This window comes from Herbaspirillum sp. VT-16-41 (genome assembly GCF_001994935.1).
GTDB classification, from domain to species: Bacteria; Pseudomonadota; Gammaproteobacteria; order Burkholderiales; family Burkholderiaceae_D; genus Herbaspirillum; species Herbaspirillum frisingense.
This window is the reverse complement of record NZ_MUXB01000114.1, coordinates 229,045-243,306: the sequence shown is the minus strand read 5'-3', so window position 1 is coordinate 243,306 and position 14,262 is coordinate 229,045. Positions and strand designations below refer to the sequence as shown.

Here is a 14,262-nt window from a genome sequence, read left to right as displayed (position 1 = left end):
ATCATCCGCCCCGACTTGCTCAAAATCGCCAAGACGCTACCATAGGCAACATGAATACAACTACTGGCAACAATAGTAATACGACAACATCCGCCAATCAATTCAAAGTATTGGTGGTGGATGACGATATCCGTCTGCGCGACCTGCTGCGTCGCTATCTGACCGAACAGGGTTTCAACGTGGTCACGGCCGAAAACGCCCAGGCCATGAACAAGCTCTGGATCCGTGAGCGCTACGATCTGCTGGTGCTGGACCTGATGCTGCCCGGCGAAGATGGCCTGGCGATCTGCCGCCGCCTGCGCGGCGCCGGCGACCAGACCCCGATCATCATGCTCACCGCCAAGGGCGAGGACGTGGACCGCATCATCGGCCTGGAAATGGGTGCCGACGACTACCTGCCCAAGCCGTTCAATCCGCGTGAGCTGGTGGCCCGCATCAACGCGGTGCTGCGCCGCAAGGGCCCGGACGAACTTCCGGGTGCGCCTTCGGAGACGCCGGAAACCTTTGAATTTGGCGATTTCATCCTTGATCTGGGGACCCGTACCCTGAAAAAGAACGGCGAAACGATTTCCCTCACCACCGGCGAATTCTCGGTACTGAAGGTCTTTGCCCGTAACGCCCGCCAGCCGCTGTCGCGTGAAAAACTGATGGAAATGGCGCGCGGTCGCGAATATGAAGTCTTCGACCGCAGTCTGGACGTGCAGATTTCCCGCCTGCGCAAGCTGATCGAGCCGGATCCGGCCAATCCCTTGTACATCCAGACCGTCTGGGGCTTGGGCTATGTCTTCATCCCGGAAGGGAAACCGCGCTGATCGCCCGCTTCACCCCTGACCTGCAGGCCGTTTGCCGATGAAAGCCCGACCCCAATCAGGATGGTTCAGCAACGGCCTGTTCTGGCGTACCTTCTTCCTCCTGACCTTCCTGATCACCGCCAGCATGGTGGCCTGGGTGGCCAGTTTCCGCATGGTCGAACGCGGCCCGCGTGCGGAGCAGCTGGCCGCCCAGATCGTCTCGGTCGTGACCATCACCCGCGCTGCGCTGACCCACTCGGCGCCGGAGATGCGACGCGAACTCCTGTTCGACCTGGCCAGCAATGAAGGTATCCGCATCTATCCGCTGGAAAAGACCGACCGCATCGTCCCGCCGGAAGACTCACCCATCGTCCCCGAACTGGAGTACTACGTGCGCCAGTCGCTGGATGAGAACACCACCTTCGCCTCCAGCGTGAACGACGTCGAAGGGTTCTGGATCAGCTTCAACATCGATGACGACCAGTACTGGCTGATGCTCGACCGTGGCCGCCTGGATCGCACCTCCAGCCTGCAATGGCTGGGCTGGGGCTCGATTGCACTGTTCCTGTCGCTGATCGGCGCGGTCTTCATCTCGACCCTGATCAACCAGCCGCTGGCGCGCCTGACGGCTGCGGCCCGCGCCATCGCCAAGGGGCGGCAACCGGAGCCGCTACCAGAGTCCGGACCGACCGAGATCGAGGAAGCCAACCGCAGCTTCAACCAGATGGTGGCCGACCTCAATCGCATCGAGTCCGACCGGGCCCTGATCCTGGCCGGCATCTCGCACGACCTGCGCACCCCGCTGGCGCGCATGCAGCTGGAAGTGGAGATGGCCAACCTCTCCGACGAATCGCGCGATGGCATGCATTCGGATCTGGCGCAGATGGATAGCATCATCGGGCAGTTCCTCGACTACGCCAAACCCTTCGACACCAGCAATCTGGAAACCATCGACCTGGCCAGTCTGCTGGAAGACGTTGCCAGCAACTCCGGCAGGCTGTCCGACGTGAAGATCACCGCCCAGATCACCCCGGCCACCGAAGTCGCCGGCAATGGCACCGAGCTGGCGCGGGTCTTCAGCAACCTGGTGGAAAATGCCCGCCGCTACGGCAAGACGCCGGGCACCGATTGTGCGGAGATCCATCTGCGCAGTCGCATCGAAGGGCATCACGTAGTGGTGGATGTGTTCGATCATGGCCCGGGCGTGCCGGAGAATGAATGCGAGCGCCTGCTGCGCCCGTTTACGCGGCTCGATACCGCGCGCGGACAGGCCAACGGTTCCGGACTGGGCCTGGCGATCGTCAACCGCATCGTGCTCAAGCACAATGGCAAGCTGAGCTTGAAGGGACATGAAGAAACCCGTGGCGGCCTGCTGGTGCAGATCACGCTGCCGCTGAAGGGGCATCGTCGCCATGCGTGAGCGCGCCGGGCTGGCCGGCATGATGCTGCTGGCCGGTAGCGCCCTGCTCCCTGCCCTGGCACCGGCCCAGAGCTATGCCGATCGCAACCTGAGCCTGCCGCAGGGCGGCACGGAAAACCGCCGCCCCATCATCGTCGTATCGCCCGTCACGCCGGCAGCGCCCCCACCCGCCGCACCGGCCGCCGCCAGGAATGGCCCCAGCGGCGCCTACGCCTCGGACGAAGCGGGTCCGGACATCCGCGCCCGCAATGCCGACTACCTCACGCAGTTCAAGGTGGTGGGTCAGATCCCGCCGGGCGCCACCATCAGCAAGGTCAGCTGGCGCTACACCGTAGCGCGCAAGCCGGCCGGCTTTGAAGCCCGTCTCTGCTGGAAGGATGCGGCCCTGTGCTGGGACGTCAGCCATGCCGACAGCGGCAGCACCGACTTCTTCAACGGGCGCGATGCCAGCCTGCCTTTCCAGCTCTACTACGGCGTACGCGGCAGCACGCGCACCGGCGAAGCGCCGGTCAAGGGCGAGGTCAACCAGGTCATCGTGACCTTCGATATTCCCCGCTGATCGCTGCCTTATCGGCCTGGGCAAGCGACTCAGGCCGCCAGATCGTCGATCTCGCGTGCCTTCTGCAGGGCATCGTCGATGCGTTCCACCGCAATCACCTTCAAGCCCTCTATAGGCTGCTTGGGCGCGTTGGCCTTGGGGATCACGGCGATCGAGAAGCCCAGCTTGGCGGCCTCGCGCAAGCGTTCCTGACCGCGCGGTGCCGGACGGATTTCGCCAGCCAGCCCTACCTCGCCAAAGACCACCAGGCCCCGTGGCAGGGGTTTGTTGCGCATTGATGAATTGATCGCCAGCAGCACCGCCAGATCGGCCGCGGGCTCCGTAATCTTCACTCCACCCACAGCATTGATGAACACATCCTGGTCAAACGCTGCAACTCCCGCATGACGATGCAGCACGGCCAGCAACATGGCCAGCCGGTTCTGCTCCAGGCCGACCGAGAGACGGCGGGCGTTGGGCACATGCGAACTGTCGACCAGGGCCTGGATTTCCACCAACAGTGGACGTGTACCTTCCTGGGTCACCATGACGCAGGAGCCAGGGACCTGGTTCTCGTGCTGCGAGAGGAACAGGGCGGACGGGTTGGACACGCCCTTCAAGCCCTTCTCCGTCATCGCGAACACGCCCAGTTCGTTGACCGCGCCGAAGCGATTCTTGAAGGCACGCACCAGGCGGAAACTGGAATGGGTATCGCCCTCGAAATACAGCACCGTATCCACGATGTGTTCCAGCACGCGGGGGCCGGCCAGTGCACCTTCCTTGGTCACGTGGCCAACCATGATGATGGTGATGCCGGAGGTCTTGGCAACCCGCGTCAACTGCGCCGCGCATTCGCGCACCTGCGCAACCGAGCCGGGCGCCGACGTCAATGCATCCGAATACACGGTCTGGATGGAGTCGATCACGGCCACTTCCGGCTTGTGTTCGGCGAGGGTGGCGAGGATCTTTTCGAGCTGGATCTCGGCCTGCAGTTGCAGTTCGCGCGCATCCACCGCCAGCCGCTTGGCGCGCAGGGCAATCTGCGAGCCGGATTCTTCTCCGCTGACGTAGAGCACCTTCTTCAGCTTGGAGATATTGGCCAGCGCCTGCAGCAGCAGGGTCGACTTGCCGATGCCGGGATCGCCACCGATCAGGGCCACCCCACCCGGCACCAGGCCGCCGCCCAGCACCCGGTCGAATTCCTCGATACCAGTGCCGAAACGTGGCACGTCGATGGCCTCGATGTCGGCCAGGCTGAGCACCGGGGCTGTCTGCGCCAGGCTTTGCGGCGTCGAGGAATAACGGTTGCCACCAGCCGGCTCCACCAGGGTCTCGACCAGGGTGTTCCACTGTCCGCAGGACGGGCACTGGCCGGCCCATTTGTTGCTGATCCCGCCGCATTCCGTGCAGGTGTAGTTGGTCTTGAGCTTCGCCATTGTCGCCTTGCTGTTCCTTATTGCGTCCCGGGCACCCGTCTTGGCTTTTTCCCGGTCTGTTTCCAGTCTATTCCCGGCCTGTTCCCGGCTTACTCCACTTCGCGCACGGCCACGCGTGGGGCCAGCGCGCACATCAACTCGTAACCGATGGTGCCGGCAGAAAACGCAACCTCGTCGATGGGCAGGCCTTGCCCCCACAGCTCGACATGGCTGCCCACGCCCGCACCGGGGATAGCCGTCAGGTCGACTTCCAGCATATCCATCGATACCCGGCCCACGGTGGTCGTCTTTACGCCATCGACCAGTACCGGGGTCCCGGTGGGCGCATGACGCGGATAGCCGTCGGCATAACCGCAGGCCACCACGCCCAGCCTCATCGGCTTGTCGGCCACGAAGCGGCTGCCGTAGCCGACCGCCTCGCCGGGCTGGACATCCTGTACGCCGATGATCCGGCTTTCCAGCGTCATGGCCGCGCGCAGTCCGAAATCGGCCGCCGTGCCGCCACCCGGGGTACCGCCATAGAGCATGACGCCCGGCCGGATCCAGTCATGCGCGAGTTCGCCATGCATCAGGTCGGCCGCCGAATTGCACAGGCTCCTGGCACCGGCCAGGCCCTCCGTGGCGGCCTGGAAGCGCCGCACCTGTTCCTTCAGCGGCAGCGCCGGGTTACCGGCGTCGTCGGCGTTGGCGAAGTGGGTCATCATGGTGATGCTGCGCACCCCGGCGATCTTCTGCAGGCGTGCATAGGCAGCGCGGAAGACGTCGGGCTGGAAACCCAGGCGGTTCATGCCGCTGTTCATCTTCAGGTGGATATGCCAGTTGGCTTCACCCGCGTAGGCCTCCAGCAAGGTGATCTGTTCTTCGCAGTGGACGGCGAACTGGATGTCGTGACGCGCCAGCACCGGCAGGTCATCGGCATCGAAAAAGCCTTCCAGCAGCAGGACGGGCTTGGTCCAGCCGAGTTCGCGCAGGCGCACCGCATAGTTGGGTTCCACCAGTGCCAGGCCATCGGCGGCTGCAAATCCGCGCATGACGCGCTCCAGTCCGTGACCATAGCCATTGGCCTTCACGACGCCCCAGACCTTGGCCCCGGGAGCATGGGCGCGGGCAACGGCCAGATTGTGTTGAAGAGCGGAAAGGCTGATGGAGGCAACGATCGGTCTTGGCATGATGTCGGGGTAGGCTGATGACGGTGGGCAAATGACAGGCAACGCATGCGGCGAGGCGACAGGCCCGCCAGGGGCCTGCTTCTCGCGCTTGGCCCGGAAGTTTTTGCCTGGCGCGGAACAAGCGGGCATTTTACCGGACGAACATCTTTCTGGTTTGACTTATGACGGAGAGCTCATGGTTTCATGGTATAAAGCTAGCCGGACATCATTTGTTATACATCTTGGACAGGGATGAATCGCGGTTTCTATACCATCATGGCGGCGCAGTTCTTTTCGTCGCTCGCCGATAACGCGCTGCTGATCGCCGCCATCGCCCTACTTGCCGAAATGCATTCGCCAGCGTGGATGACCCCGCTGCTGAAGCTGTTCTTCGTGCTTTCCTACGTGCTGCTGGCGGCTTTCGTGGGCGCCTTTGCCGACGCCTTCCCGAAAGGCAAGGTCATGTTGATCACCAACATGATCAAGATCGTCGGCTGTTCACTCATGTTCTTCACCGTCCATCCACTGCTGGCCTACGCGGTGGTGGGCTTCGGCGCGGCGGCCTATTCGCCGGCCAAGTACGGCATCCTCACCGAATTGCTACCGCCTGAGAAACTGGTCGCCGCCAACGGCTGGATCGAAGGGTTGACGGTGGGCTCCATCATCATGGGCACGGTCCTGGGCGGAGCGCTGGTCAACCCGAAGATTTCCGCAGTAATCCTCAGCTTCGATTTCCCGATGGTCGATTTTCCCATCGATACCCCCACCGAAGCGGCACTGTGCATCATCTCCTGCATCTACGTCATCGCCGCGCTGTTCAACTTCTACATTCCCGACACTGGCGCCCGCTACGAAAACCAGCAACGCAATCCCATCCGCCTGATCGTGGACTTCGCCGGTTGCTTCACCACCCTCTGGAAGGACAAGCTGGGCCAGATTTCGCTGGCCGTGACCACGCTGTTCTGGGGTGCTGGCGCAACCCTGCAGTTCATCGTCCTGAAATGGGCCGAGAAGTCACTGCACATGCCGCTGGACAAGGCAGCCATCCTGCAAGGGATCGTCGCCGTAGGCGTGGCACTGGGTGCAATGGGCGCTGCCCGCTTCGTGCCGCTGAAGAAATCGCTGACCGTCATGCCGCTGGGCATCATCATGGGCATCGTGGTCATGCTGATGACCACCACCACCTCGGTCTGGGTCGCCTATCCGCTGCTGGTGATCGTGGGGGCGCTGTCGGGTTACTTCGTGGTGCCGATGAATGCCCTGCTGCAGCACCGGGGCCACGTGCTGATGAGCGCCGGCCATTCGATCGCCGTCCAGAACTTCAACGAAAACCTCTCGGTGCTGACCATGCTGGTGCTGTATGCCTTCATGGTGCGCATGAACCTGGATGTAAATACCGTCATCATCATCTTCGGCACCTTCGTGGCCGGCATCATGTACCTGATCATGCGCCGTCATGCGGCCAACCAGCGCGAGCATGATTCCCTGGCCCTGATCGGCGAGGACAAGCATCCCCACCACTGAGCCTGAAGCTGCACTGCAGCCGATTCAGACCTGAACGATGACGTGCTGCTGGATTGCGGCGGCACGCTGCTCCCACTGCGGCGGCACGATAAAACCCCGCGCCGTTTCCAGCAGTTCCGGCTCCATGGATTCGCCCGGGCGACAACGGGCCACCATGACCGGGCTGTCGTCAGCCTGGAACAGGTTTTCCAGGCGCAACAGCAACTGCGCCAGCGTCAATCCCTCGGCCAGCGGCAGCCTTGCCGGCGCCAGCCAGGACAGGCGCGGCAGCAGCACATAGCGGTCTGCCACATCGTCGCGCTCCTTCAGGAACTGCACATCCCCCCAGAAACCCCGACAGTGGTCCGGTGCGATTCCCATCGCCGCTGGCAGCACCAGTGCTTCATCGTGCCGATAGAACAGCCAGCCCTTCACCAATGCACGGGCAGCCACCACCGGAGCCGGCAACACCGCCTGGGCTGCCGGGTGGGCCGACAGCATCAGTTGCTGCTGCATGATCTTGCGCATCTTGCGCCCCAGGGAATCGGCCAGGTTGGGGCCGACAAAGGCATCGGCCTGGCAGGCATCGCGTGCCTGTAGCAGATAGAACTTGGTCGCGAATTCCCAATGCACGACTCCTCCCTGCTCCTCCGCCTCCGGCGAACTCACCAGGAAGTCGAACTCTCCCAGCGTCTCGCGCGTCGGCCCCTGATTGCGTACCTGCAAATTGGCGGCGACCAGCCAGTCATGCTGGCGCAGGTAGAAGCCGAGCAGTTTCTCGGCATAGCGGCCCAGGCGCGCAGACGGTTGCCGCACCATCTCGGCATGCAGCTCGGCGTTGAGGACGGGATCGTATTGCAGGTCGTGCAGCCAGCCCGCCACGGCGGGTGAGACGGGACCCAGGGTCGCAATGCGGCCCTCCCAGCTGGCCGCATCGGCCGCCAGCAGGTCCGGAGCATAGAGCAACCAGGCCAGTGCCCGCACGTGTGGGTCGCGTAGATCAGGCCAGCGCTGGTGAAAGCGGGCCTGATGCGTGGCGGGTTGCGTCCCCAGGGCGGCGCCGGTGTGCATCGTTGCGCCTGCCTAAGCCTGGTAGGTGCTCATGGCCAGGCACAGGTCGGCCCAGGCCTTGCTCTTGTCGTTGAGCGTACGCAGCAGATAGGCCGGGTGATAGGTCACCACCAGCGGCAGGTCCTGATAGCGATGCACGCTGCCGCGCAGGCGCGAGACCGGCGTGGCCGGGTCCAGACCCAGCAGCGAGAGTGCCGCCGTCTTGCCCAATGCCACCAGCACGGTGGGCTGGATCAGTTCGATCTGGCGTTGCAGATAAGGCAGGCAGGCCGCCACCTCTTGCGGCGAAGGCGGTCGGTCGCGACCATTGTCATCGGTCGGCCGGCATTTGACGATGTTGGCGATGTAGGCGTTGGCACCCCGCTTGACACCCATGGCCAGCAGCATGTTGTCCAGCAGCTTGCCGGCCGGTCCGACGAAGGGCTCGCCCTGCATATCCTCGTTGCGCCCCGGCCCCTCACCGATGAAGAGCCATTTGGCCTTTTCGTCACCGACGCCGAAGACGGTATTCTTGCGCCCGTTGCACAGCCCGCAGCGGCGGCATTCAGATACCTGCTGCGTCAGCTGTGGCCAGTCCATGGACTTGATCCTGGCGATCATCGGATCGACTGCGGGGGCGTCCTCTTCCTCATCGCCATCCGGGATGGGCATGGGTTCCATCGACGCAGCGAAATTCATGTCATCCAGCCAGGACGGAGGACCACCGTCCTCATCGACCGGCGCACGCACCCGCGGCGCGCTCGGTGCCGGAACGGAGGGCGCAGCGGCAGGTGGCATCGCTGCCGCATCACTGGTCACCGGTGCCCGCGCAACGGGACCGACGGCCGGAGCCACCGGTGGCGGCACAGGGACTTGGCGCTGGGCAGCAGAGGCGACTTCCGGCGGTGCTACCGCATCTTCCGCAGCGGACGCTTCCACATCTTCCTCCACGGCCAGTTCGCGCCTCACCCACACCGGGCCGATCCCCAGCGCATCGAGCAGGGCCAGGGAGGAACCGAAGCCGGGATCTTGTTTCATTTCTTCACTCATAAAGGCAGGCTCATGACGATAGCCCCTTCCCGGGTCTGGTTGGCGGCGGGATAGTAATTCTTGCGGCGGCCGATTTCCGTGAAACCATAGCGACGGTAGACCTTGGCCGCATGCGTATTCGATTCACGTACCTCCAGCAGCATGGTCCGCATCTGCTGCTGACGAGCCACCGCAGTGGCCTGATCCAGCAACATGCGTCCAAGTCCCTGGTGCTGATACGCGGCCGCCACGCTGATGTTGAGCAGGTGGGCCTCATCCACGGCCAGCATGACCAGGAAGTACCCGAGCAGCAGGCCACCGGCGTCGCGCAGGGTCTGCGCCTGGTAACCGCTGTAGAGCGAATCCTGGAAGTTGCCACGGCTCCACGGGTGGGAATACACAGCGTCTTCGATCTGCACGACCGCATCCAGGTCACCCGCACCCATGGGGGCGAATTGCAGGCGGCCCAGCTGCGGATGCGAGAGCGCCGACAGCGGCAAGACCCCTGCACTCATGCAGCGCCCTTGGCAGCGTCGCGCAGTTCGCGCTCGGCGGTGGTCAGGGCCACCTTGTTGCGCAGATAGAGCGGTTGCGCCTCCTGCGCCGGCAATCCGCGTCCCTGGCCGAAATAGACCTGGCCCAACTGGGCCACCTGACGTGCGTGGGGCATGGCTTGTGGATGCGCCGCCGCGAACTGGCTGGCACAGAATTGCGGCGTAAAATGGGCCGCATAGACCGATAAGCCATTGCCACAGGCGGTGGGGCGTCCCTCTGTGCGCACCTGGTCGGCCGCTGCCAGGGCGGGTTCGGCCAGCACCTCCCAGCCACCCTCGGGGCGAGCCCGGTAACGCGCCCAGTAGACTTCACCCATGCGGGCGTCCAGGATGGCCAGCACCTCGGTGACACTCTCGTCCAGAGCACGACAGGCCTGGGCTGCGGCCTCCAGCGTGACCACCGGCACCACCGGCCGGTCGCAGCCGAAGGACAATCCCTGCACCACACCGCATGCGGTGCGCACGCCGGTGAACGAGCCCGGGCCGACGCCGAAGGCCAGGGCATCGCACTGGGCCAGTGTCAGGCCGGCGTCGGCCAGCAGTTGCTGGATCATGGGGAGGATGGCATCGGAGTGCGTCTGCGTGCCGGCCGACTGGCGCGAGATCAGTTCGCCCCGGTGCAACAAGGCGGCCGAGGCCAGCTCGGTGGAAGTTTCAATAGCAAGAATCGTGGACATCCCGCTATTTTACCGTGAGGTGAGCAATTGTTCGGTTCCTTTGCCGCGTTCCGGCAGCTTCCGGCAGCTTCATGCGGCGGCGCAAAACACCGGCGCATGAAGCGAGTAAAATAGCCACGCCATGTCCTATCAGAAACTTGACCAGACCAACCGCCGCCATCTCGCCGAGGCGCTGCGCAACGACACGTGGGTCGTTGCCTGCCTGTGCGCCAACTGGTGCGGCAGTTGTCGCGAATACGAGGCCGCCTTCCAGGCCTGGGCCGAACGCTATCCTCAACACCACTTCACCTGGATCGACATCGAAGACCAGGCCGACCTCGTTGGCGACCTCGATATCGACAACTTCCCGACCTTATTGATCGAACGTGGCGCCACCGTGGCCTTCTTCGGCCCCATGGAGCCCGACACCCGGCTGGCGGAGCGCATCCTGCTGGCACAGGTCGACAAGAGCGACGCCGAACTGCAGCGCGAAGCCGCCAGCAGCGCCGAGCGCCGTACCTGGCAGCAGGAGTGCAGCCTGCTGGACAAGCTCGCCGACGTCATCGGCTGAAGCCAATCCCCTTCTGTTTCAGGTCAGCCAGGGATCGCTCTCCGGATGGGGGAAGCGTGCGCTGATGAAATCGGCGAAGCTGCGCACCTTGGCCGAGAGCAGGCGGCGACTCGGATAGACCATGGAAATCACCACCTGCCCCATGTCGAAGCCAGGCAGCACCTGCACCAGCTTGCCGCAGCGCAGATCATCCCCCAGCGAGTAGGACGGCCGCAGGACGATGCCCATCCCGGCCAGGGCCAGGTCGCGCAGCAGCACGCCACTGTTGGACACCGCCTTGCTCACGATGGGCACATCCAGCACCCCCGCCTCAGTATTGACGTGCCAGTGATGACGCAGATATTCATGCGAAAAATTCAGGCAACTATGACGCGACAGGTCTTCCGGTTGCTCCGGGGCGCCAGCGCGCTCCAGATATGCCGGCGACGCGCACAGGACCACCCGCGCCACGCCGAGCTGGCGCACGATCATGCTGGCGTCGAATTTCTGCAGACTGCTGAAAAATCCGATGTCGATACCCTCCTCCACCAGATCGATGGAGCGGTCGGACAGGTTGATATCCAGCGCCACGTCCGGAAATGCCTGGGCGTAGCCTGCCAGCAGCTCGCCCAGTTGCGACTGCCCGAAACCGGCATTGGCATAGATGGCCAGAGTGCCCGCAGGACGCTTGGTTTCCAGCGACACCAGCGCTTCGGCGTCATCGATCTCCCCCAGGATCATGCGCACCCGCTCCAGATAGGCCTGCCCCGCCTCGGTGAGCGACAGCCTGCGCGTGGAACGATTGAGCAGACGCGTACCGAGATGCGCCTCGAGATCGGCAATGAAACGCGTCGCCACGGCGTTGGAAATTTCCAGCAATTCGGCGGCGCGCACAAAACTGCCCTGCTCCACCACCTTGGCAAACACCCGCATTGATTGCAGACGATCCATTTTTCAAGTCCCCGATTGTTCCATAAAGAGAAATAGTCAATTCCGATTAGACCTATTTTTCTTTAGCTTCGCAATATTTACACTTCAGTCATCGGTTAGCGCAATGCAGCATCTGCCCCAACCGCCTGCACCAGCTGGCCCACGAGTGGACTTTCCCACAAGGAGAGTGCCTTACTCGCCGGCATCTGGGCAATGTAGTTCCACCCACTTACCAAACAGAGGACCCTATCATGAACATCAAGAATATTGTCGTTGCCGCCTCCCTGCTGGCCGCTGCCGGTGCCGCCATGGCCGAAGCCCCATATCCGCCGGAAACCCCGTTCCATTCGACCCAGACCCGCGCCGACGTGAAGGCTGAACTGCAACGCGCCCAGGCCAACCATGAGATCGTCTCGCGCAACGAGTACCCGGTGCTGCGTCAGGCGCCCTCCAAGCTGAGCCGCCAGGAAGTCGAAAGCCAGGTGCAACAAGCCAACAACGCAGCACAAAACCTGTACAGCGGCGCCTGATCGACAGACTCCGCACCCGGTCGATGCATTGACCGATTCCGCACAGGCAGTGTTCCGCACGGCGCATCCCCCGCGTTTGATCATCAATGAACGCGAATGAGTGCCCCGATGGCGTCCGAACCGCCCGCCCTGGAAATCAGGTCCGCCGTCGCCGCAAAGCTTCACCCGCAGTACCAATGCTTCACAGTACCGCAGCACCACCTGCCATGCCGCCAGTCGTTATCGGGCGCATGACAGCTGGTGCGCCAATCATTTCCGCCTCCCGTCCAGCCGCTCCTGAATCGCCCCTCCCGCGCCCTCCCCACTTTTCCCGCTACAGCCGCATTTGACGCACGGAGCACGCATTCCCATGCCGTGAGTCTCCAGATTCATGCATGCGGCGGCCCGCCCATGCTCATTTCTGCTGCGGCGCGACATGCCTCAATTGCCATCCCGGCCTGGTGCAAACGCAAGCCAGACCCAGCTTTCCCTTGAGATTTTGGCGCGCCGCATGTAAAGTCAAGGGTTTGTTCCTTCCGGCCTAGCTAAGGGTTTCTTGTCAAAGTCGGGCCACCTTTTTTTATCCCCCTATGGCTTTATACGTTCACAAATACGGCGGCACTTCGATGGGCTCGATCGAGCGCATCCAGAATGTCGCAAAGCGCGTTGCCAAATGGCACGACGCAGGCCACCAGATCGTCGTCGTACCTTCGGCGATGTCTGGTGAAACCAACCGTCTGCTGGGCATGGCCAAGGAAATCATGGCCCAGCCCGACGGTCGCGAACTGGACATGCTGGCCTCCACCGGCGAACAGGTATCGGTCGCCCTGCTGGCCATCGCCCTGCAGGCCCTGGGCAAGCAGGCCGTGTCCTATGCCGGCTGGCAAGTGCCGATCAAGACCGACTCGGCCTTCACCAAGGCCCGCATCCGTTCCATCGATGACGCCAAGGTCCGCAAGGACCTCAATGCCGGCAAGATCGTCATGATCACCGGCTTCCAGGGTGTGGACGCCGACGGCAACATCACCACCCTGGGTCGTGGCGGCTCGGACACCTCCGCAGTTGCCGTGGCTGCGGCCATCAAGGCGGCCGAATGCCTGATCTACACCGACGTCGACGGCGTCTATACCACCGACCCGCGCGTGGTCAGCGACGCCCGCCGCCTCAAGACCGTGACCTTCGAAGAGATGCTGGAAATGGCCTCCCTGGGCTCCAAGGTCCTGCAGATCCGTTCGGTGGAATTTGCCGGCAACTACAAGATGCCGACCCGCGTGCTGTCGTCTCTGACCGACCCGCTCACGCCGCTGGCCGAAGAAGCCGCCTCCGGCACCCTGATTTCGTTTGAGGAAGACAAGAACATGGAACAAGCAACCATCACCGGCATCGCCTTCAGCCGCGACGAAGCCAAGATCACCGTGCTGGGCGTACCGGATCGTCCGGGCATCGCTTACCAGATCCTGGGCCCGGTGGCCGATGCCAACATCGAAGTGGACATGATCATCCAGAACCAGTCGGTGGAAGGCAAGACCGACTTCACCTTCACCGTCCCGCGCGCGGAATACGCCAAGGCCGTGGAAGTGCTGAACAGCAGCGTGAAGGCGCACATCGGCGCGGCCGCCATCAACGGCGACACCAAGGTCTCCAAGGTCTCGGTGGTCGGCGTGGGCATGCGCAGCCACGTGGGCATCGCCTCGCAGATGTTCCGCACCCTGTCCGAAGAAGGCGTCAACATCCAGATGATTTCCACCTCCGAAATCAAGATCTCGGTGCTGATCGACGAGAAGTACATGGAACTAGCCGTGCGCGCCCTGCACAAGGCTTTCGACCTGGACAGCGCCAAGTAATCCGCACCAACTGCATCCTCTGCACTACCCGCAGCAGCGAAGACCGCACCGGTAAAAAACAGTGATTATTTGCAAGACGACTGTTGACCGGATGCAAATGAGAAGATATTATCTCGGTCTTCGCTGAGGCAACGCAGCAATGCGATAACAGCCTTCAGTGTGGAGACGTGGCCGAGTGGTCGAAGGCACTTCCCTGCTAAGGAAGCATACGGGCTTAAACCTGTATCGAGGGTTCGAATCCCTCCGTCTCCGCCAAGCATTACTAAGCCCCTGTTTTTACAGGGGCTTTTTTATTGCTTCATCG

General features: G+C 63.0%; 14 protein-coding genes and 1 tRNA gene. 8 read left to right on the top strand and 7 right to left on the bottom strand.

The features are described 5' to 3' along the window. The first annotated feature begins 50 nt into the window (after positions 1-50). The 3 genes from ompR to BTM36_RS16400 are packed head-to-tail and all read left to right on the top strand — an operon-like array spanning position 51 to position 2,770. A complete protein-coding gene (gene ompR, locus BTM36_RS16410; RefSeq protein ID WP_039874787.1) occupies positions 51-812 on the top strand; it encodes a two-component system response regulator OmpR in 762 nt (253 codons plus the stop codon). A 37-nt stretch (positions 813-849) separates the two neighbouring features. Continuing rightward, on the top strand, positions 850-2,211 hold the full coding sequence (locus BTM36_RS16405) for a sensor histidine kinase (RefSeq protein ID WP_006462566.1): 1,362 nt from the start codon (positions 850-852) through the stop codon (positions 2,209-2,211). Beyond that, positions 2,204-2,770 (top strand): flagellar protein FlhE, encoded by a 567-nt coding sequence (locus tag BTM36_RS16400; protein WP_077237105.1) that lies wholly within the window; start codon positions 2,204-2,206, stop codon positions 2,768-2,770. Before BTM36_RS16405 ends, BTM36_RS16400 begins: the two co-directional genes overlap by 8 nt. 29 nt (positions 2,771-2,799) lie before the next feature. Here BTM36_RS16400 and radA read toward each other — a convergent pair whose 3' ends face one another. Beyond that, positions 2,800-4,185, bottom strand: a complete 1,386-nt coding sequence (gene radA, locus BTM36_RS16395; RefSeq protein ID WP_006462568.1) for a DNA repair protein RadA — start codon at positions 4,183-4,185, stop codon at positions 2,800-2,802. Positions 4,186-4,274: 89 nt separating this feature from the next. Further along, positions 4,275-5,354 (bottom strand): alanine racemase, encoded by a 1,080-nt coding sequence (gene alr / locus BTM36_RS16390; RefSeq protein ID WP_077237104.1) that lies wholly within the window; start codon positions 5,352-5,354, stop codon positions 4,275-4,277. 231 nt (positions 5,355-5,585) lie between these two features. On the opposite strand from alr, the gene lplT reads away from it, so the two are divergent. After that, positions 5,586-6,857, top strand: coding sequence for a lysophospholipid transporter LplT (lplT, locus tag BTM36_RS16385; protein WP_006462570.1), 1,272 nt, complete (start codon positions 5,586-5,588; stop codon positions 6,855-6,857). A gap of 24 nt (positions 6,858-6,881) precedes the next feature. On the opposite strand, the gene BTM36_RS16380 is transcribed toward lplT, so the two are convergent. From BTM36_RS16380 to tsaB, 4 genes are read right to left on the bottom strand one after another with little or no spacing between them, the layout of a single operon-like run. After that, complete coding sequence (locus BTM36_RS16380) at positions 6,882-7,907, bottom strand: DUF1853 family protein (protein WP_077237103.1); 1,026 nt, start codon at positions 7,905-7,907, stop codon at positions 6,882-6,884. Between the two features lie 12 nt (positions 7,908-7,919). Then, positions 7,920-8,936 carry a uracil-DNA glycosylase family protein gene (locus tag BTM36_RS16375; RefSeq protein WP_077237102.1) on the bottom strand — a complete coding sequence of 339 codons (1,017 nt, stop codon included), beginning with the start codon at positions 8,934-8,936 and terminating at the stop codon, positions 7,920-7,922. Continuing rightward, positions 8,933-9,430 carry a ribosomal protein S18-alanine N-acetyltransferase gene (gene rimI, locus BTM36_RS16370; RefSeq protein WP_077237101.1) on the bottom strand — a complete coding sequence of 166 codons (498 nt, stop codon included), beginning with the start codon at positions 9,428-9,430 and terminating at the stop codon, positions 8,933-8,935. The genes BTM36_RS16375 and rimI overlap by 4 nt, the downstream gene beginning before the upstream one ends. Then, positions 9,427-10,146, bottom strand: a complete 720-nt coding sequence (gene tsaB / locus BTM36_RS16365; protein ID WP_077237100.1) for a tRNA (adenosine(37)-N6)-threonylcarbamoyltransferase complex dimerization subunit type 1 TsaB — start codon at positions 10,144-10,146, stop codon at positions 9,427-9,429. Before tsaB ends, rimI begins: the two co-directional genes overlap by 4 nt. Positions 10,147-10,267: 121 nt before the next feature. Here tsaB and BTM36_RS16360 point away from each other — a divergent pair, with 121 nt between their 5' ends. Further along, positions 10,268-10,696, top strand: a complete 429-nt coding sequence (locus BTM36_RS16360) for a thioredoxin family protein (RefSeq protein WP_006462575.1) — start codon at positions 10,268-10,270, stop codon at positions 10,694-10,696. Positions 10,697-10,714: 18 nt separating this feature from the next. Here the strand turns inward: BTM36_RS16360 and BTM36_RS16355 are convergent, their stop codons facing one another. Beyond that, positions 10,715-11,626, bottom strand: coding sequence for a LysR family transcriptional regulator (locus BTM36_RS16355; protein ID WP_006462576.1), 912 nt, complete (start codon positions 11,624-11,626; stop codon positions 10,715-10,717). A 230-nt stretch (positions 11,627-11,856) separates the two neighbouring features. Here BTM36_RS16355 and BTM36_RS16350 point away from each other — a divergent pair, with 230 nt between their 5' ends. The 3 genes from BTM36_RS16350 (at position 11,857) to BTM36_RS16340 (ending at position 14,213) form a co-directional block, all read left to right on the top strand. After that, positions 11,857-12,135 carry a DUF4148 domain-containing protein gene (locus BTM36_RS16350; protein ID WP_077237099.1) on the top strand — a complete coding sequence of 93 codons (279 nt, stop codon included), beginning with the start codon at positions 11,857-11,859 and terminating at the stop codon, positions 12,133-12,135. Positions 12,136-12,704: 569 nt separating this feature from the next. Next, positions 12,705-13,958: an aspartate kinase gene (locus BTM36_RS16345; RefSeq protein WP_006462578.1), complete on the top strand. Its 1,254-nt coding sequence runs from the start codon at positions 12,705-12,707 to the stop codon at positions 13,956-13,958. A gap of 161 nt (positions 13,959-14,119) precedes the next feature. Further along, positions 14,120-14,213: transfer RNA gene (locus BTM36_RS16340), tRNA-Ser, on the top strand. Positions 14,214-14,262: the final 49 nt, after the last annotated feature.